18 protein-coding genes and 1 pseudogene are annotated in these 19,789 nt (G+C 36.7%); 6 read left to right on the forward strand and 13 right to left on the reverse strand.

Annotation, left to right across the window (positions count from 1 at the left end; genetic code table 11):
- Positions 1 to 59: 59 nt before the first annotated feature.
- Positions 60 to 353 carry an antibiotic biosynthesis monooxygenase gene (locus CCK98_RS17910; protein WP_088087807.1) on the reverse strand — a complete coding sequence of 98 codons (294 nt, stop codon included), beginning with the start codon at positions 351 to 353 and terminating at the stop codon, positions 60 to 62.
- A 233-nt stretch (positions 354 to 586) separates the two neighbouring features.
- Here CCK98_RS17910 and CCK98_RS17915 point away from each other — a divergent pair, with 233 nt between their 5' ends.
- Positions 587 to 904: a hypothetical protein gene (locus CCK98_RS17915; protein ID WP_088087808.1), complete on the forward strand. Its 318-nt coding sequence runs from the start codon at positions 587 to 589 to the stop codon at positions 902 to 904.
- Between the two features lie 117 nt (positions 905 to 1,021).
- Here CCK98_RS17915 and CCK98_RS17920 read toward each other — a convergent pair whose 3' ends face one another.
- The 3 genes from CCK98_RS17920 to fabG form a co-directional block, all read right to left on the reverse strand.
- Positions 1,022 to 1,228 (reverse strand): hypothetical protein, encoded by a 207-nt coding sequence (locus CCK98_RS17920; RefSeq protein ID WP_088087809.1) that lies wholly within the window; start codon positions 1,226 to 1,228, stop codon positions 1,022 to 1,024.
- 220 nt (positions 1,229 to 1,448) lie between these two features.
- Positions 1,449 to 2,639, reverse strand: a complete 1,191-nt coding sequence (locus CCK98_RS17925) for an acetyl-CoA C-acetyltransferase (protein ID WP_088087810.1) — start codon at positions 2,637 to 2,639, stop codon at positions 1,449 to 1,451.
- 463 nt (positions 2,640 to 3,102) lie between these two features.
- Positions 3,103 to 3,837 (reverse strand): 3-oxoacyl-[acyl-carrier-protein] reductase, encoded by a 735-nt coding sequence (gene fabG, locus CCK98_RS17930; protein ID WP_088087811.1) that lies wholly within the window; start codon positions 3,835 to 3,837, stop codon positions 3,103 to 3,105.
- A gap of 323 nt (positions 3,838 to 4,160) precedes the next feature.
- Between fabG and CCK98_RS17935 the strand changes: the two genes are divergently transcribed.
- The 3 genes from CCK98_RS17935 (at position 4,161) to phaC (ending at position 6,551) form a co-directional block, all read left to right on the forward strand.
- Positions 4,161 to 4,562 (forward strand): polyhydroxyalkanoic acid synthase subunit PhaR, encoded by a 402-nt coding sequence (locus CCK98_RS17935; RefSeq protein WP_088087812.1) that lies wholly within the window; start codon positions 4,161 to 4,163, stop codon positions 4,560 to 4,562.
- 88 nt (positions 4,563 to 4,650) lie between these two features.
- Positions 4,651 to 5,394 carry a 3-oxoacyl-ACP reductase gene (locus CCK98_RS17940; protein WP_088087813.1) on the forward strand — a complete coding sequence of 248 codons (744 nt, stop codon included), beginning with the start codon at positions 4,651 to 4,653 and terminating at the stop codon, positions 5,392 to 5,394.
- A gap of 80 nt (positions 5,395 to 5,474) precedes the next feature.
- On the forward strand, positions 5,475 to 6,551 hold the full coding sequence (phaC, locus tag CCK98_RS17945; protein ID WP_088087814.1) for a class III poly(R)-hydroxyalkanoic acid synthase subunit PhaC: 1,077 nt from the start codon (positions 5,475 to 5,477) through the stop codon (positions 6,549 to 6,551).
- A gap of 645 nt (positions 6,552 to 7,196) precedes the next feature.
- On the opposite strand, the gene CCK98_RS17950 is transcribed toward phaC, so the two are convergent.
- From CCK98_RS17950 to CCK98_RS17960, 3 genes are all read right to left on the reverse strand, one after another.
- The gene (locus CCK98_RS17950) at positions 7,197 to 7,853 is read right to left on the reverse strand and encodes a DUF429 domain-containing protein (protein WP_088087815.1); all 657 of its coding nucleotides are present in this window, start codon (positions 7,851 to 7,853) and stop codon (positions 7,197 to 7,199) included.
- Positions 7,854 to 7,901: 48 nt separating this feature from the next.
- Entirely contained in the window at positions 7,902 to 9,191 is a 1,290-nt protein-coding gene (locus CCK98_RS17955) for an AAA family ATPase (RefSeq protein WP_088087816.1), read from the reverse strand.
- Positions 9,192 to 9,324: 133 nt separating this feature from the next.
- Entirely contained in the window at positions 9,325 to 9,870 is a 546-nt protein-coding gene (locus CCK98_RS17960) for a GNAT family N-acetyltransferase (protein ID WP_088087817.1), read from the reverse strand.
- A 229-nt stretch (positions 9,871 to 10,099) separates the two neighbouring features.
- On the opposite strand from CCK98_RS17960, the gene CCK98_RS17965 reads away from it, so the two are divergent.
- Positions 10,100 to 11,542: a flavin monoamine oxidase family protein gene (locus CCK98_RS17965; protein WP_088087818.1), complete on the forward strand. Its 1,443-nt coding sequence runs from the start codon at positions 10,100 to 10,102 to the stop codon at positions 11,540 to 11,542.
- 58 nt (positions 11,543 to 11,600) lie between these two features.
- On the opposite strand, the gene CCK98_RS17970 is transcribed toward CCK98_RS17965, so the two are convergent.
- Together CCK98_RS17970 and CCK98_RS17975 are read right to left on the reverse strand one after the other, a co-directional pair.
- The gene (locus tag CCK98_RS17970; protein WP_088087819.1) at positions 11,601 to 12,872 is read right to left on the reverse strand and encodes an MFS transporter; all 1,272 of its coding nucleotides are present in this window, start codon (positions 12,870 to 12,872) and stop codon (positions 11,601 to 11,603) included.
- Positions 12,873 to 13,025: 153 nt separating this feature from the next.
- Positions 13,026 to 13,808: pseudogene (locus tag CCK98_RS17975) on the reverse strand (PhzF family phenazine biosynthesis protein).
- Positions 13,809 to 13,917: 109 nt separating this feature from the next.
- On the opposite strand from CCK98_RS17975, the gene CCK98_RS17980 reads away from it, so the two are divergent.
- Positions 13,918 to 15,396 carry a PLP-dependent aminotransferase family protein gene (locus CCK98_RS17980; protein ID WP_088087820.1) on the forward strand — a complete coding sequence of 493 codons (1,479 nt, stop codon included), beginning with the start codon at positions 13,918 to 13,920 and terminating at the stop codon, positions 15,394 to 15,396.
- Between the two features lie 328 nt (positions 15,397 to 15,724).
- On the opposite strand, the gene CCK98_RS17985 is transcribed toward CCK98_RS17980, so the two are convergent.
- The 4 genes from CCK98_RS17985 to CCK98_RS18000 all read right to left on the reverse strand — a co-directional run bounded on the left by CCK98_RS17985 (position 15,725) and on the right by CCK98_RS18000 (position 19,709).
- Positions 15,725 to 16,201: a hypothetical protein gene (locus CCK98_RS17985; protein WP_088087821.1), complete on the reverse strand. Its 477-nt coding sequence runs from the start codon at positions 16,199 to 16,201 to the stop codon at positions 15,725 to 15,727.
- Between the two features lie 435 nt (positions 16,202 to 16,636).
- On the reverse strand, positions 16,637 to 17,875 hold the full coding sequence (locus tag CCK98_RS17990) for a glycosyltransferase family 2 protein (RefSeq protein ID WP_088087822.1): 1,239 nt from the start codon (positions 17,873 to 17,875) through the stop codon (positions 16,637 to 16,639).
- A 70-nt stretch (positions 17,876 to 17,945) separates the two neighbouring features.
- Positions 17,946 to 18,029 (reverse strand): YjcZ family sporulation protein, encoded by an 84-nt coding sequence (locus tag CCK98_RS17995; RefSeq protein WP_088087823.1) that lies wholly within the window; start codon positions 18,027 to 18,029, stop codon positions 17,946 to 17,948.
- Positions 18,030 to 18,257: 228 nt separating this feature from the next.
- On the reverse strand, positions 18,258 to 19,709 hold the full coding sequence (locus CCK98_RS18000; RefSeq protein ID WP_373408500.1) for a PLP-dependent aminotransferase family protein: 1,452 nt from the start codon (positions 19,707 to 19,709) through the stop codon (positions 18,258 to 18,260).
- Positions 19,710 to 19,789 lie beyond the last annotated feature (80 nt).

Raw genomic sequence — 19,789 nt, forward strand, 5'->3', positions numbered from 1 at the left:
TTGGAACAGGAGGAAATGTTTATATTGATATTAAGAATGAACAAAAATAATAACACCTATCAAAGTTGAATATTTTCAAAATGTTCAACAGTGGGAAATGGGTCATAAAAACGATGTAACATTTTTTTCCATTCTTGGTACTCGTTTGATTTCCTAAATCCAACTGTATGATCTTCTAATGTTTCCCACTTTACCATTAACAAATATTTCCCTTTAACTTCTATACAACGTTGTAGTTCGTGAGATATGTAACCTTTCATCGATGCAATGATTTCTGATGCCCGACGAAATGCTTCCTCATATTCCTCTTCCATTCCTGGTCTAACCTTAAGCATAACTGCTTCCAATATCATCTAATTCCCCCTTAAATAGATTTGCCTTTGGCGTTTAGTGAAAAATTCGACATAAATCTATTTTTTTCCTTTATTACAGTCGAATAATTCTTAAGAAAGTCGCTTATATGTATTTTTCATCACATCTCCTTTTAACAATCGGATGTACAATCGTAGTGAATCTATTAAAAGAAAAGGAGCATTGTCTATTTATTTATCGGAATCTATACATAAAAGTTTAGGAGGTTGTTCTTTTGTTCAATTTACTAATATTCGTTTTAATTGCTATTACTCTAATCTTATTGAGTCTTTTTATTGATGGGCTGATGAGGCTGCATAAGCAAGAAAAGGAAGATAAAAAAAATATTGTTAGAGATGGCATGGAAGGTTATTTGGATCAAACATTTGGAATTGGACCGGTAAAAATATTTAAAACAATGTTTGATGCCGATGGCAATGTAAGATATTTGGTTTATTTGCCGCAGTACGAATGGTTCAAAACCCCAAATTACAAATGGTATGAAGTGTATGCCACCAAAAATGGCTTTCAACATATTGAAATCGAAAGATGATTTCGTTCATATTGACAAAGAACGCCCCATTTCTATGGGGTGTTCTTTGATTTATCAGGTATCTAGCCTTGCATGGGTCAACTATTTTACACAGTAATATTTGGTAAAACTATTTTATCATTCTGTGGATTGGGCTTTAGATGTGTTTTGTACTTGTGTTACGGCCGTTAAAGCAGACGAAATTTCGTTTGATGCCTGTTTCATCGCTTCCTGGGCGAGAGTAGGATCGGAATTTGCTTTTTCAATTGCTTTTGTTAACAATTCTTGGGTTAGTGTTACATTTGCTTTTGCTTGGTTTAGTTGATTTACATCAATTTGTGGCATGAGTTTCTCTCCTTTTGTTTCGGCTGTGTTAAACTAGTTTGTTGATTTCCGCTCCAATCAACAAAGTTACAATATCAACAATAACCTTTAACACAGCCTTTGTTTTAAATTACTTCTATATCATCACCATGCATTTTATTTTTATTTAAGGTAAAAATTACCTCGAAAAAAAATGCCTCGGAGTTTCCTCCAAGACATTTTTTACAATTTTTATTCATTCTTACTTAACATTTTCGATAATGGTTGCTACACCTTGTCCTCCACCGACACATAACGTAGCTAAACCATAGCGGTTTTCTCTTTTCTTCATTTCATGAATTAAAGTCACCAAAATTCTTGCTCCACTTGCACCGATTGGGTGACCAAGTGCAATCGCACCACCATTAACATTTAACTTTTCTTTATTAAATTGAAGCTCGCGATCTACTGCAATCGATTGTGCCGCAAATGCTTCGTTTGCTTCAATTAATTCAATGTCTTCTAAAGATAAAGACGCTGTTTTTAAAGCTTTTTTCACTGCAGGGACAGGACCGATTCCCATTATACTCGGATCCACACCCGCAGTAGCATTTGCTTTAATTGTTACTAGAGGAGTGACGCCTAATTCTTCTGCCTTTTTACGGCTCATTACTACAAATGCTGCCGCACCATCGTTAATTCCTGAAGAGTTAGCAGCAGTAACAGATCCATCCTTTTTGAATGCAGGACGAAGCTTACCTAATCCTTCTGCAGTAGTTCCAAACCGTGGGAACTCATCTTGGCTGAATAATGTCACTTGTCCTTTACGGCCAGGTACCTCAACTGGGACAATTTCATCAGCAAATCGATTGGATTCAATTGCTGCTTGAGCTTTTTGCTGACTCCATGCAGCAAATTCATCTTGTTCAGCACGTGTGATTTCATATTTCTCAGCAAGATTTTCAGCTGTAGTTCCCATATGATAGTCATTTTCTGCACACCATAATCCGTCTTTAATCATACTGTCTAAAATTTTCTGATCGCCCATTTTAAATCCATTTCGTCCGCCTTTTAACAGATGTGGAGCTTGACTCATATTCTCCATACCGCCTGCAACAACCACTTCTGCCTCTCCAGCAAGAATCGCTTGTGTTGCTAAGTGAACAGCCTTTAATCCTGATCCACAGACCTTATTAATTGTCATAGCTGGTGCCTCTTGAGGAATACCTGCAGCAAGGGAAGCTTGTCTTGCCGGATTTTGTCCAACTCCTGCTTGTAAAACATTCCCCATAATCACTTCATCTACATCATTAGGATTAATTCCAGCTTTTTGAATAGCTGCTTTAATTACAGTAGATCCTAACTGTACAGCTGAAACATTTTCTAAACTCCCTAAAAAACTACCAATTGCTGTCCTTACCGCACTTACAATTACAACTTCATTTACAGTCATTCTGATTTCCCCCAAAAAGTGATTTATGTATTCGAATAATAATTCCTCACAAATTTTACTACATTTCGCGGTATTTTTCGTGACAAACTATTCGACAAATTCAGAGTTTTTTTATTTATCGCTATAAAAAAATTAAGATCTAAACCTGACATATTCAACGTTTATCCCCTTTAAAAAAGGCCTAGAAAATCCACTATTGGCAAAGTAAAAGGTGTAATTACATCGATTGAAAATATTAATAAAACAGGCAAAAAAAACCTGTCGAACTTTAGTGTAAATTGACATGTTTTGTAGAATAATTTTCGAGTTTATACTAACTTGGCATTTGAACAAATAAATGAACGATCAGAATATGACCGAACCTCCATATATTGTAATATAACAATTTAGTAATAGTGGTTACCTTAATAAACCAAAAAGAGAGAAAATCATTATTTTCTCCCTCAATTTGCAGATATATTGTCTAAATAACTAATCCGCCATCCACACTTAAGATGGTTCCGTTAATATAATTCGCCTTATCCGAAGCCAAGAATACATATGCTGCGGCAATATCTTCTGGTTTGCCAAGCTTCCTAAGCGGAGTCTTTTCCTTCATAAATTGAAGCACCTTATCTGGCACCGCTGCAGTCATACCTGTTTCAATGAAACCTGGAGCAACTGCATTGACTCGGATCCCCTTAGGGCCAAATTCTTTTGCCCAGCTTTTCGTCAGCCCAATGACGCCCGCCTTTGTTGCAGCATAATTTGTTTGACCAATATTCCCATATAAACCAACGACGGAAGATGCGTTAAGAATAACGCCCGACCCCTGCTTTAACATACTAGGAGCTACAGCCTTCGTGCATTTAAAAACACCTGATAGATTGACAGAAATGACTCTTTCCCAATCCGATTCCTCCATCTTTGTTAAAAAACCATCAAGTGTAATTCCGGCATTGTTAATTAAGATATCGATTCGGCCATGCTTACCTATTGTGGATTGAACCATTTCTTCTATCTGGGTGCTGTCCGTTACATCGACTTTATAAAATTCTACTTTTTCATGATTCAATTCTTCTAATGCAGATTTACCAGCCGACTCATCATAATCACAGATGACGACGTTTGCACCCTCTTGGAGAAATTGTTTAGCCGTTTCTTTTCCAATCCCCTGTGCACCACCTGTAATTAACACAACCTTTTTACTAAACTCCAAAATATATCACCTCGTTTTTTTCTTTTCAGAATAGACCTCTGCACTTTCATCAGCATCCCTAGGCAAATGAGAAAAGAAATCCAAAACAAAAAAGTGGCGATGAAACTAGGCTTTGGACAAAATTAAATCCATTTTTACCCATATTATGATGGATTATCGCTAATTATCACTCTTGTTAAAATACTTTACAATTCGCAAGAAAGTGAGAAATTTGTCAAAAAATGATGAAATGTATTTTGAGAATTTTTAATCTTTCACCTTTTAAAATTTCGATGAAGTTAGTATGATGGATAGGTCAACAAAACAAATGTAGGAGGAAAAAAATGAGCACAGACTTTAATTTTTATGATATGTGGAAGGATCTTTATTCACACTCCAGTAAGTTTTTCGATGAGAAAGTAAGCAATGATTTCCCTTCTCAAGGCATGGGACAGGTATTGGAGATGAATCTTCAATTAAAAAAAATGATTGATGAGTCAACGGTAAAATCTTTAGAATTTATGAATGTACCAACTCGAAATGACATTGCTAACATTTCTTCGCTGATTGTCAATGTCGATGCAAAAGTAGATGATTTAGAAGAAAGATTGGAAGAGAACTTGGATAACCAAGACCAAGAGTCATTTAAAACAGAATTGTCGAATTTAAAAAAGGATATGAAGAATTTAGATCAAAAATTGAATCAAATCCTAAATTTATTAAAAACACCAGAAAAAGCGAAATAGAAACGCATTACATAATGCATGTAAAACCAAGTAATTTAGTAAACTATCAGGATTATTTTTACAACTACAATAGATGGGGTGGACAACAATGACAGAATTAAAAGATAAAGTAGCAATCGTAACAGGCGGCAGCAGAGGAATCGGTGCATCAATTGCATTGGAACTGGCTAAAAATGGCGCGAAAGTTGTTATTAACTATAATATTCGTAAAGAACTAGCAGATAAAGTAGTCGCAGAAATAAATGAATTTGGCGGAGAAGCATACGCAGTTCAAGCAGATGTTTCAGAAAGTAATGAAGCAGCATACCTTGTACAAGAAACCATCAACCATTATGGCAAATTAGATATCCTGATTAATAATGCAGGAATTACAAGAGACAGCACGTTCAAAAAATTGAAAGAAGAAGATTGGAAAAAAGTAATTGATGTTAATTTAAACAGTGTTTTCAACAATACATCTGCAGCATTACCTTATCTTCTTGAATCAGATGCAGGCCGCATCATCAACATTTCGTCTATTATTGGGCAAGCAGGCGGGTTTGGACAAACAAACTATGCTGCAGCAAAAGCAGGACTAATTGGATACACTAAATCTCTCGCTCTTGAACTTGCTAGAAGTAAAGTAACAGTTAATGCGATTTGCCCAGGATTTATTGGAACCGAGATGGTCCAAGCCATTCCTGAAAAAGTTCTTGCAGGAATCGTTGAAAAAGTACCACAAAAACGCCTAGGCAAACCAGAAGAAATCGCTCGTGGTGTTGTTTTCCTATGTAAAGATGGTGACTATATTACTGGTCAGCAATTAAATATTAACGGTGGACTTTACATGTAAGTGTAATGAATGTACAAACTTCTTTATATATTAAAAGAGTAAATAAATCATGTAAGGAGTGAACAGTCATTAACGCTCAAATGTTAAAAGAATGGAATGAGATGCTAGAGGCTACACCTCAAAAGTATCAAGAGATGTACCAACGTGTAATGAGGGCATCTCAAGTGTTAACGACCGATCCCGAACCGGAAGTAGCACCTACACCGAAAGAAGTTGTTTGGACTAGAAATAAAGCGAAGCTCTATCGGTATATATCCGATCACCCAAAAAAACATAAAACTCCACTTCTTTTAGTTTATGCTCTAATTAATAAACCCTATATATTGGATCTAACCAAGGGTGGCAGTTTAATAGAATTTTTGGTTGAACGTGGGTTTGATGTTTACCTTCTTGACTGGGGTACACCAGGTTACGAAGATAGACATATGAAACTGGATGATTATATTATGGACTATATACCACGTGCCGTTCGTAAAGTAATGAGAAGATCTAATGTTGAGGAAGTATCGATCCTTGGTTATTGCATGGGTGGAACGATCACGTCTGCATTTGCGGCACTACATCCTGAATTGCCAATCCGCAACCTCATCTTTATGACTAGTCCTTTTGATTTTGAAAATAGCGGCGCATATGGTTCGATGTTAGATGAGCGATATTTTAATATTGATAAAGTGGTAGAAACCCTTGGTGTGATTCCACCAGAAATGATTGACTTTGGAAACAAAATGATCAATCCAATGGGAACTAACTTTGGACCATTTATTAGTCTTGTTGAGCGTGCTGACAACGAAAATTTCATAAAGAGCTTTAAACTACTGCGAAAATGGTTAAACGACGGAATTTTATTCCCTGGTGAAGCCTACCGTCAGTGGATTAGAGACTTTTATCAAAAAAACAAACTGATAAAAGGTGAAATGGTTATTCGTGGTCAAAAGGTCAAACTTGAAAATATCAAGGCAAATGTGCTCAACTTAGCTGGGATAAACGACCTCATTGCCCCACCACATCAAGTTGAAGCATTGATGAACAAGATATCTAGTGAAGATAAACAATTTAAAGTTTTACCTGTTGGGCATACCTCCATTACTTATGGCAGTCAAGCAACAAAAATAACTTATCCAACCATTTCCGACTGGTTAGAAGAACGATCCAACTAATTATAGAGAAAGTCTAATCAATGTGGAATTTCTTTTATATTACAAGAGTGTCCCGAAACACGTGGGGCACTCATTTTTTATTATATCTAGTAGCAAACACTTCTGCGAGGAAAACAAGTTATTAGTAGTGGTAAAATTAATTATATGCAATTTTCAGAGAATTGACAAGAGATAAATAAATAAAATATTCTATTAATTCAGTGAATACTTGTATATGGCTTAATAGAGTGATTTGTCCTTCCTATTAAAATGTTGCCGAGATTTAAACTAAAGAATAAATCAATTAAAACTGGAAGATTCCTCCCTTTTCCCTCCACTCTATGCTTAGTACCAACTAATGGAAATAGTCATTAGTCCCCTTCTTCTCCTGCCAATATGATTTTCAGCATAGCAAGCAAAGATTAGGTCAGTGGTTTATTAGAAATATCCCGGGGACTTTTTTGTCTTCTGTATCCACTCTCCCACAAGCTTAAGACGACTCCTTTGAATCCATCTGAATTGATTTTTTAACATCCTCGAGCATTAGTATCTTCCACTAGTTACCGCTGAATCAATTTTCACCATTCAACTGGCATCATACAATTCTCTCGCTGTACAGACAAATAAAAAAACGCCACAGTATCCAGTACTGTGGCAGAATAACCATTAACAACAATAATCATACGGATGCAGTGGAGAATTCGCAGGAATTGACCACTTTGGCTGCAAGGATGGATCCTTCCAATGCCAGGCCCCTAATGCTGCTGCACAGGCATCAATTAAATGACTTTCCTCAATAAAAACAGGAAGCTTAGTTAACTTTTGCTCACCAAGCCAGTTCCGAATCCAACTTCTCGCTGATAGACTTTGTTTGTAACTCAAAACATACTCCAATTCTTCTTGAGAGAGTCTTGAGCCAATCACTGCACCTGGATGCACTTCCACGATTGAAATCGGATAACTAGAAGATAGATACCCTATTTCTCTACTAAGCTTTATTCCTCGTAGTGTAAGATAAACCATTCGATTTAAAGTTGGCGGCATAATTGATCCAGGCTTCATCCCAATAGAAACAATAAACTGACGCAGCAGTTTATCACCTAGTCTATCTCCTCCGCCGTCCTGATAAGATAAAGGGGCATCTATTCCGATAACGACTTCATCTAAGTGACTTTGTGCCTCTATTTCTTTTAAAATGTCCAGATCCCCAATATTGCTTATTAACTTAATAAAATTTAATTGATCATTTTGTAATTCAAATACCGTCAAAACAGTATCTTTATGATTACTTGGACCGGACAAATCAATCCCTATTACTCTCATCAGCAATCTTCTCTTTCTTTTGGTTTTACTAGAGTTAATACATCAAAATTAATCATCTCCAAACCCAGAAAATCCGATCGATGCAGAGGCAAGAGCTTGGTCCCATTCTTGTTTTTGTTGTTTTTGCTGCATTGATTTTAAGTCCGCACAAAGTCTCTTCACATCAACCTGCTGTTCGTAATGCCATTCAAGGGCAATCGATGTATACAATTCATTGAGCTGTGCATAAGAGAAATCCTTTGTTGAATCAACTACTTGCTGAATCTCTTCCTCTGAAAGAATTCGAGCAATATTCTTGTTTAATAGATACTGATAGCGAAGCTCTTTTGTTGGTACATGGATCTCATATGCCCGGTCAAACCGGCCAGAGCGGTTCATAAGGGCAGGATCTATTTTTTCCGGATAATTCGTTGTCCCGATGATGAAGATTCCTTCCTTCGAGGTAGCACCGTCTAATATGTTCAGGAAGACGGACCGGACACTTGCTGGCATGGAATCAATATCTTCAATGACTAACACTAATGGTGTCAATTTTAATACAGACGTAAAGACCTCTTTAATCGTATAGCTTGATGTAAATTCAGTGATCTGCCAATACGCTACCGGAGCATTAATGCTGCTGGCGATAGATTTCACAAGAGTGGTCTTTCCATTCCCAGGTTTTCCGTAGAGAAGAATCCCGCGTTTGTAGGGAATATCATATGTTTTGAAAAACTGACCGCTTTCCGAAAAAAATTCGTCAATCGATCGATAAATTTCTCTCTTTAAGGAATCCTCTAAAAATACATCTTCTCTTCTTACCAAAGTAGTAATACTATCAATCTCTGTTTCTACCCCATCTTCTGTATCCGTAAAAACAGTCACATAGTTTTTAATATAATCTCTTTTTCTTTTAAGAACATATTTCAAAAAGGTAACTAAGCAAGCATCATTTTTGGCAAAAATGAAATCCCGGGTCATTTCTCCGTCACTTTGAAAAATGACCAATCTGGCCAGCGCAACCTGATAATTCGGATAGTAAAAAAGACCGTTGGTGATCCGTGGTTTTACAATGAGCTCCATCGCTTTATCGGTATGGTTAGATGAGATCGTTTTGGTCTCGCCTTCTTTATAAACATGACAAATTAATTGTACTTCGGGAGATTCCTCCTTTAAGTCTTCCTCAAGGATATCCCAAATCTCATTTGAGGTATCTTCATCCGAGTACATATGAAAATCGATTCCCACTTCGTCTATTAGTTTCTCCTGAAGTGTAGAAACAATTTTTGCATAGTCATAATAATACGGCAATGCCTTACGATCGATTTTATTAGTGTCAAACAGAACATTAGTTTTCATCTAGTTCTCCTTAGCATTAGTAATTTCCCATTTACTAACATGATAGCATTTTTATCTTTCATTAGGTAAATCTAGTTTATACCATTTCCTATATACAGATGTTATATTGAGATATCGGATTGTTCTCCTATCGTCACCCATTAACCCTCCCCATCATTATGGTATTATAGTATTTTCCATCAGATAGCTTTTTGTCTTTTTTTAAAATACCTTCCACTTCAAAACCAAGTTTTTCATAAAGTTTTATGGCATTAACATTCGTTTCGAGAACATTCAATATTATTTTCTTTATGTTATTTAAATCTGCCCAATGAACAGATTCTTTTAAAAGGTTTTTTCCGATCCCAAATCCCCAATAATCTTTTAATACACAAACTCCAAATTCTACTTTATGAGAAAATCTTATCAATTTATTCCCTTCGCATCTTGAAAAACCTACAATTCTATCATTAACTTCAACCACTAAAAATAGATTGCTATTACTTTCGGTATCTTCTTTAATGATCTGTTTGAAACCTAATTCATCTATGTACGCTTCGCCTTTTTCTCTATCTAAATTTTCTGTTTCACCATCTATTTGCAATCTTAATTCAGATAAGTTTTTTGCATCATTCTCTATGGCAGACCTGATAACATAACGTAAATTTTGAACATGAAATTCTTTCTGCTCAACTCTCATTACGGTGCCCCCCTTTTTAATAAGACCATCTTTTTAATCTAAATAGGTTATAGCACATACGTTAAGTAAAATAAATACAATAATGGTTGATTTTCGTTATGCCGGAGCCACAAGTGTTATCGACTGTAAGAGTAATGACCTAACTGGAAAATAGCACATATGCATCCTTAAATTTGTATATAATGCAATAAGTCATTTTTTGGAAAAGCAAGGGAGGATGCCACATTACATGAATTCTCAACTAACTGATCATCAAATGCTCAAAATTATTAGGGATGGTCTAAAAACATCACAAGTTCCTAGACATATTCTTATAATCGGTGCAGGCATGGCTGGACTCGTCGCTGCCTCTTTATTAAAGGAAGCGGGACATAAAGTCACAATTCTGGAAGCCAATGATCGAGTTGGAGGACGTGTTTACACCATAAGGGCCCCCTTTAGCAATAACTTATATTTCAATGTCGGACCCATGCGAATTCCCGAAAAACATCATTTAACCTTGGAATATATTAATAAATTCAAATTGCCTACAAATCTATTTATTAACCGGACTCCTAATGACCACATATACGCAAATGGCATCAAAACACGTCTGAATGTATATGAAAAAAATCCAAGCATTATAAAATTCCCAGTTACTCCTAATGAAAGCGGGAAATCGTCGGAAGAACTTTTATTTTCAGTCATTCAACCAATTATCAATTTTATTAACAAAGATCCTAAAAAGAATTGGCCTCTAATAGAAAAACAATATAGAAATCTAGCCTTTGGTTCTTACTTAAACTATTATTTTTCAATCGGTGCCATTGATATGATAGGTGTACTTATTGATTTGGAAGCATATATGGGGATGACCTTTGTTGAAGTCATACGAGAACTCATCATCTTAACAGAAACAAAGAAATTTTATGAAATAACGGGTGGCATGGACCGATTGCCAAAAGCATTCCTGCCGCAATTAAACGAGGATATTCAGTTCAACCAAAGGTTGATGAAAATATCTCAATCTCAAAACAGTGTAACGATTCATTGTAAAAACCAAAAAACCGACGAGAGTTTCAGTATAACCGGTGATCTTGCGATTGTAACGATACCTTTTTCAACCTTACGATTTGTGAAAGTCGAACCATATGAGTCTTTTTCCTATTATAAAAGGATAGCGATTCGCGAACTCAATTATATGGCCTCTTCAAAGATCGCGATCGAGTTTAAAAGTAGGTTTTGGGAAAAAGTAGGTCAATTGGGTGGTAAATCAATAACGGATTTGCCGATTCGATTTTCATATTACCCAAGTTATGGTATTGGCACAACCGGACCTGCGGTAGTTATCGCGAGCTATACATGGGCAGATGAGGCTTTAACATTGGAAAGCTTATCTGAAAGAGAGCTGATCCAATATGCTCTACTGAACTTGGCAGAAATTTTTGGGTATCAGGTTTATTCAGAATTCGTTACAGGGGCTTCTTTTAGTTGGAGTAAGAATCCATATTCTTGCGGAGCATTTACTGCTTTTGAACCTGGACAGGACTCGGAGCTATATCCTTATATTTCTATACCCGAAGGAAGAGTGCACTTTGCTGGGGAACATACTTCACTTACCCACGGTTGGATACAAGGTGCAATTGAATCAGGAATACGAGTCGCAAACGATGTAAATGACTTACCAAAATAATCTTAGTAAAAAAAGGCTGCTAGACAGCCTCTCACTTTTGAAAAAATAGATGAACAATCTAGGCTTTATAAGATTGACTCACTTCAACTTTTATTTTTTGTTTTTTTATCACTATTACAAACAGACTTGCTAATAAACAAAACATTCCTGCAAGTACAAATGCCGATGTATATGAGGTGAAGATTTTATATATTATCCCGGCCCCACCTGCGGCAACAGCTGAACCTAATTGGTGGGCTGCAAAGATCCAGCCATATACCACTACACTTTTTTCAATTCCAAAGATTTGCCTTGAAATGTTAATAGTTGGCGGTACAGTCGCAATCCAATCTAGTCCATAAAACACAGAAAAAATAATAAGTAGAGTAATAGAACCTTCATTTAGTGCAAAAGGAAGAAATACAAGTGAAGCCCCTCTTAGACTATAATACCAAAACAGCAACCAACGGTTATCGAAACGGTCTGATAACCAGCCAGAAAGAGTGGTTCCAATCAAATCGAAAATCCCCATAAAAGAAAGCATAGAGGCCGCTGTAACAGCAGTAAATCCAAACCCTATACAATAAGAGATGAAATGGGTACCGATTAATCCACTAGTCGAAAGTCCGCATATAAAAAAGCTGCCTGATAATAACCAAAATTCCTTCACTTTTACCGCTTCAAATAAAGTGCGAAAGGCTATTATTATGGGGTTATTCTTTTGGACCACTTGCTTCACAGGTGATTCTTCTTCAAGTCCATATGGAAGGAGTCCTACTTCTTTTGGTGAATTTTTCATAAATAATAGGATGATTAACAACATAATAAAGCTAAGGATAAGAATAAAACCTATCGCCCATTTCCACGAATACGATTCTATAATAATAGCTAACAACGGAAGTAGGATTAATTGTCCAGTCGCTGTACTTGCGGTCAAAATACCAACTGCAAGTCCTCTTCTTTTTTCAAACCAATGATTCGCAACATATGGGCTTAATATCGTTAAGAATAACCCAGATCCTAAGCCGATAATCAATCCCCAAATTAAAATTAATTGCCATGGTTTCACCATAAAAAGGGTGAGCAAAACACCGACCATTAGCGTTGTCATAGCCAAAATCATCATTTTCTTTAATCCAATTTCCTCCAGCAGCGCAGCCATAAAAGGACCAGAAATCCCGTATAATAGAAGGTTAATCGCAAAGGCAATGGAGATTAATGAACGATCCCATCCGAACGCATTTTCAAATGGGACAATTAACACTCCTGATGAGGAGCGAACAATTCCTGCTACAATAATAGAAAAGAATGTTATCAATAAAATAAACCAACTATAATGAATACGTCTCAATTCCTTACCCTCCAGTTGTTGTGAATATTCAGAATAAATTAATAGATCCCACTTGTCAACACTGGAATGGTGTGTAGAAAAGCGGCATAAAATACCGCTTTTAATTGATCCATTTTCCTTCATTCATTTCGTTATATTTCAATTTTTTCATTGTCAATATCCGATATGTAAATCAGCGATCGAATAGAGTGCTGCTTTTCCTGCCATCTTCACTCGTGTACCTTCATGTTTACAATATAGCGTACCGCCTCTACTGGATAACTGCTTTGCGACCATCTCTCGTTTTTCTAATCTTTCGGACCAGAATGGAATCAAGCTGCAGTGCAAAGAACCAGTCACGGGATCCTCATTGATTTTTAACTTTGGAAAAAATCCTCTAGAAACAAAATCATATTCGCTTCCTTTTGCGGTAATACAGACGCCAAGACCTTCTGGTAATTTTTCTAATTTTGAAAAGTCAGGATTGGCATTTTTCACAGCTTCTTCTGATTCTAATACAAATACTAAGTCTCTATTTAAATAGGTTTCTACGGGCCTAACTCCCAAAGCATCGATCATCTGTTCCGTGATAGGCAATTCTTCTGATGGAACAGCTGGGAAATCCATTTCATACAATTACCCTAATTTGTTTACTGTCAGCACTCCACTCATCGTTTCAAATTGCAAGGTATCCACTTGCATTTCTATATAGTTCATAATGACGTATGCAGTAGCTAACGTTGCGTGACCGCATAGGTTGATCTCCCCACCGGGAGTAAACCAACGAAGCTGATACATTTTCTCTTCCTTTACCGCAAATGCCGTTTCCGATAGATTATTTTCAATCGCTATTTTCTGCATGATCTCGTCCGGAATCCAATTCTTCATAATACATACTCCCGCTGGATTTCCTTCAAAAACTTTTTCTGCAAAGGCATCGATAACAAAATATTTCATTGATAATTCCCTCCTAGTGTTATAATGTAAATTAATTATTTATGGGTATTTTATATTGAACACTATATAACACTCAATACAGATGTATAACACTAAGGGGATATTCATGATGCAAATCGAAATTCAACGAAATGCTGATGTTTCACTATCAAAGCAAATATATCAATCGATTGTGGATCGTATCCGTTCAGGACTATTGCAAGAAGGGTTACAATTACCTTCTGTGCGCATCTTATCGAAACAACTTGGAGTTAGTTTGGTTACAGCAGTGAAGGCCTACCAGCAATTGGAGCAAGATGGGTTTATCACATCTGTCCAAGGAAAAGGAACGTTTGTAAAAGTGAAAAGAATAGCGGTAGAGGAAAGAAAAGAAGAGATTTTTTCGTTTGATTGGCAGCTATCTGTTCAAGATTATTTACCTAGATCACAATTTGGCCGATTTCATCTTGTCCCTGAAAAGATTAACCTTTCCTCTTCTATGGTTGATCCCGGACTTCTCCCTAATCGATATTTAGAACGTGAAATTCAGCAAATGCTTTCGGAAAACCCCAGAATTTTGTCTCAATACGGAGAGATTCAAGGAGACACACATCTTAGAAAGGAAATGGCTGAGTATTTGAAAAGTTCAGGAGTTCCTTCTACACCTGAGAACATTTTAGTTACAAGTGGTTCACAACAAGGGATTGATCTTGTTGCCCGTACATTTGTGGGGCCGGGAGATGTAGTAGTAATGGAAGCTCCTACCTATCCAGGAGCGATTGATGTTTTTCGAGGGAGAGGAGCTACGATACTCACTGTACCTGTTGATAAGGACGGAATGCGCGTAGATATCCTCCAAAATTTATGTGACAAACATAAACCGAAAATTATTTATACGATTCCTACTTTTCATAACCCAACTGGTGCCGTTATGACTTCTAAACGCCGCAGACAAATTCTTGATATAGCACAAAGTATCCAGAGCCTTATTATTGAGGACGACCCATGTAATGAGATTTACTTTGGTAAAAAGCCGCCGGCTCCTATTAAAAGTATAGATCATAATGGTCATGTGATTTACTTGAGAGGCTTAAGCAAAACACTTGCGCCGGGTTGTAGAATTGGAATATTATCTGCTTCTGGCTCCGTATTCAATCGTTTATTGGCCGCCAAGGCAAATACTGACCTGGGAAGTCCTTTACTTACCCAAAAATCCATTTTACCGTTTATCAACTCTAAAAGAATGATGGATCACAATAAAAAATTGAGAACAGCTTTAAGGATTCGACGTGATTTGGTTCTTGAATTACTTTCACAACATATGCCTGATGGCGTATCATGGGTAATTCCAGAGGGGGGATTAAATCTATGGATCAGTTTACCTTCTTGGTTAGATAGTAATCATGTTCTAATAGAGGCAAAAAAACAGCAACTAACCTTCTTGCCCGGATCAGCGTGTTATCCGGTTGAGCAAGAAAATCATCACCTACGAGTGAGTTACTCTTATATGAACGAGCAATTATTACAACAAGGGGTTACAACATTATGTAATATTCTTCATTCCCAAATTACATCAAAAACAGTCCATGACTGCTCACCATATTTTTGATACAAATCAGGTGTAAAAGGCTTTGGAAGTAAATAATTTAAGGACAGCCTGCTTATACTTCAATCCTGAAGTATAATCGGACTGTCCTTAAATTTCTTTTTTCAACTGTGCCTTTAGTTTTTTATAAAACTCTGTTAAACTTGCCTGTTGATTTCCGCTCCAGGCGCGTGCGGTTCGCGGGTACTAACCGCCTCCTCGTCGCTGCGCTCCTGCGGGGTCTCCCCTGCCCCGTCCTCCCGCAGGAGTCTTCGGCGCCTGGAACGAAGGTCAACAGGGTGCCAATATCAACAAAAAGCTTTAACATAGTCTTTTATAAAAGAAGGTTGAATTACTTTTTACTTCTTAGAATTTCATTTACTGTCGTTTTCATGGAATAAATCACGGTTTTTTTGTACCGAACTGCTATAAGTAGCACTCTTATCTGTTCGGATCGGGAGAGATGTTTAAAACGGGGTTCTTGTTTCAAAAAGGAGCGTACGATTGACCAGCTAGTCGGCATTAACGGAAAGTCATCTAGGGGTTGTTTGTTTCGGAAACGCTGAAGCCATGATATCATTCCGTTTGAACTTCTACTTTTATCGACTATACATGGCGCATAAATATTTTTAGTGTGTTTTTTAAGGGATTCAAATCGATCTTGCCCGCTAACAATGATGTAATTGTCATCCTTCCGATTTTTTTTGACAACCAAAACAAACATGCAGTCCCACATTAATCTCTGCAGTTTTTTGATGTGCTCTGTAATTTTCACCGATAAATCAGGTTTGATTTTGTTCAGTGGTATATACTGTATTGTGAATTTCATTCTCAGCCCCTCCTGTTTTTCATTTACCTCTCCTCAAATGCTTAGGTTTACTTACAGCAGGTGCGTCAAACTGATGAATGGTAATTACCATTAGACTTTTCTAGGGTTAGTGTTAATTATCGTTATGAAAAACACATGATTAAACTGAAATCCCTATAGTTCATATGTATGAAATGGGCGCATGTCACATACGAAGTAAGCAAAAAACATTTAACAATTTGTTTTACCTACCTTTATATGTCTTATTCAAGTTTCCAGATAAATTACCCACAATAAGAAAAAGCCTCCTAGAATGGAAGCATGAAATACATGGAGAGGTTGGCAGACTGAAATAGAAAGACCAACATTTATGTGTAGTCAACCTATCCTGGTCGGCACCAGATTGCTCAGTAAAATTGCTTCTTCCCCTAGCTGAAAGACCTGCTCCACTCATCTTTAGATCGTACTCAGTTTATCGAATAACCATACAAGATGATTGTATTTACCACAGGATTGTATGTGATCTCTCTCGATCAGGATACGTTCCATTGCAATCGAGTCGTCGCCGAACCCGGTATTTTGAACTAGGTTAACAGGGGGACGGTTTTCAGCAATATTTATACGAATTTGATGAAGTAATGTTATGATTGCTTTGTTAAATTCATGAAACTCATCGGGAAAGCTTGCAGTAAGGGATTGATGTTCTAATATAATCTTTTCCATGAGTCCATAATCCGTCGGATGAATAGAGTGCAGGGCTCTAATGGATACATCAAGAACCGGGTGCTTTAGTTGAAACAACAGACGATTTAAGTTCATATCTTCCTCCTTCGTTTTCGAAGGCGGATGTTCTTGATGAAACGTTTCTAAATCATCTTCGATAATAAAATTAGCATTGGCCTTATATAATCTATAAGCAAGCTCAGCATCCTCGGGTCCCCATCCTTTGAAATTCTCTTCATAGCCGCCGACTTGCTCCATAAAACTTCTTTTAATAGAAAGAAAACCTAAGCAAGCCATCCAACGCAATGGGCTGCTATAAAAATGTTCCCTAAGGTATTTTAATAAATGATGAGCATAACTTCTGTATTTTACCATCGAGTATAAATTTTTTATATCGTCAATATCCTCTCTATTAACCACTTGTTGGGGCTCTTGTAAATGCCTAATATGAGTCGTTAAGCTACTAAGTGTCTGTTCTTGCGATACCACCTCTTTAAGGCGTTGGTTGAAGAGAGAATTTTTTTCGCTCCACTTATAAATCGCGTTGATTTGATTATTAGTAAAATTCGGGGATAAAAAAGTATAAATGCGCCCCCGCTTGCTTCCTGCAATAACAACGGATTTCTCGTGAGTTAGATGATGCTGGCGGTTAAGGGTAACATAGTTAGGGGAAACGATGGTTTCTGCATCCAAAATGATAATAATCTCTCCCCTCGCATGCCTAAGTCCAATATTTCTTGAAGCAGCAACACCAACATTGGTACTATTGCGAATATATTGAAAATGGTAGGGAGGGCAATATTCCTTAATTTTTGGGGTCTGGTCGGTAGAGGCGTCATCAATCAATATCACTTCCATTTTGGATAAATCAAAGCACTGTTTCTCCAATGCATAAAGGCTAAGCAGATTAAGGGGATAGCGGTTATATGAAGGCATGATGATTGTGACTTCAATTTCCATGTGTTTACTCATTCCTCCTTGAGAGCCTATAGCTCGAACAATTATAAAGTTCGGCTTAATTTGTTTTATTTAAAACTAGTATTTAACGAAAAGATATACCGACAATAATTAAAAGGATGAAAAGCACCACGAATAAAGCAAAATTAACGCCATAACCATCTGACATAATAGATCACCACCTTAATTATTTGATAGAACATCGTATGTCAGAACATTAAAAATCGAATTGGACAAGAACAAAAATTTACATATATTTACATAATCTTAATATTTAAAAATGCTATTAGCTTGCTCCACATTTCAAAGATATTTTGCTTATTCAAGTAACCTGCCACCTTCGAATAAGAAAAAGGATCGCCGCAGCAACCCTTTTTGAATTCAAGCACCCATTAGCCTAATAGGAAATTTCTTCAATCAGTTCTGAAAGTCTTATTAGCCCCTTATTTAATTCGTGAAGTGATGCATAGGCATAGGACAAACGAAGATGAAAGTGATTATTACTGTCGTAAATATTTCCTGGGTTTAGTAAAATCCCCTCGTTTAGTGCTTTTTCAAATAATTTTCTAATTGAAATTTGTTTTTTGATTTGCAGCCAAATATAAAAACCACCCTGTGGGATATTCCATGTGGCTAATTGCTTAAAATGTGTATTTAGTATTTCAAGGGTGAAATCTCTACGGAATTTTAGTTTTGTCCTTATCTTCTTTATATGTTCATCATATAAACCACTTGATAGCCACTCTGCGACGATGAATTGAGATAAAGAACTTGAGCCATAATCAGTTTGCATTTTTATATCGGCTAACCGATCTATCACTGGTTCGGGTCCAACGATCCAACCAATTCGTAAGCCAGGACTCAGAGTTTTAGACATACTCCCTATGTATAAGATAAGTCCTTGACCATCAATTGATTTTAATGGATTCGGTGGCGGGTTCTCAAACCATAAATCTCCGTATACATCATCCTCAATAATTGGCAGCTTTTCATTCTTACAAACATCCAACAATTCCTTTCTTCTATTAGCTGACATTAAAATACCCGTGGGATTATGGAAAGTTGGGATGGTGTAAAGTAATGCACCATTATGCTGCTTTTTTAACCTCCTAATCGACTCGGGTCTAATCCCTTCATCATCCATGGGAATTCCAAGTAAGTTCATTCCTGCTGATTGAAATACATGCACTGAATTTAGATATGAAGGAGTTTCAAGAAAAATTGTTGAATCACGGTACAATAATCCTAATGAAATCAATTGCAATGCCTGTAGTCCTCCTGAAACAATCATTATCGATGTTGGAGAAACTTCTATTTTCTTCGTTTTTAAATAATTGCTTATCATTTCTCTTAAATAGAGACTTCCTTTTGGCTCCGAGTATCCTAACGAAATCGTATGGGGAGAATGCCTCTTGAACATTTGTTCCATTTCTTTGACAGGCAGCAACTCTGGTGAAAGTTCTCCCGTTCCAAGGCGTATTACTTTTGGATTAATTTCTGCTCTATTAATTTCTTGAATTGTTTTGTTATTGGGTTGGTAAGATCCCGACTTAACGTAGCTGTTCCAATCAGGTGGCGGGGTTGAAGCAAGTAAACTCCACGTATTATTGACCACAAATGTCCCTTTTCCAACTTTTGATTCGATTAACCCATCAGCTGATAACTCATCAAGTGCAAAAACAATGGTACTCCGATTCACATTGAATTTCTTTGCTAAATCTCTTTGCGTAGGAATTTTAGTTCCAACCGTCCATTCACCGTTTATTATTTTTCTTTTCATAAACTCATAGATTTGTTGATGGAGTGGAATCAAGGAGGATTTGTTTAGGATCCAGTCTTTTTCTATCAAAAGGAACTCCCCTATCATTTTTATATTAATTATAAATGATTGGTTGGGTAATATTCCATCCAATTGGTTGGAGACGAGTG

Source organism: Bacillus sp. OV166, from assembly GCF_900177675.1.
Taxonomy (GTDB): Bacteria; Bacillota; Bacilli; order Bacillales; family Cytobacillaceae; genus Neobacillus.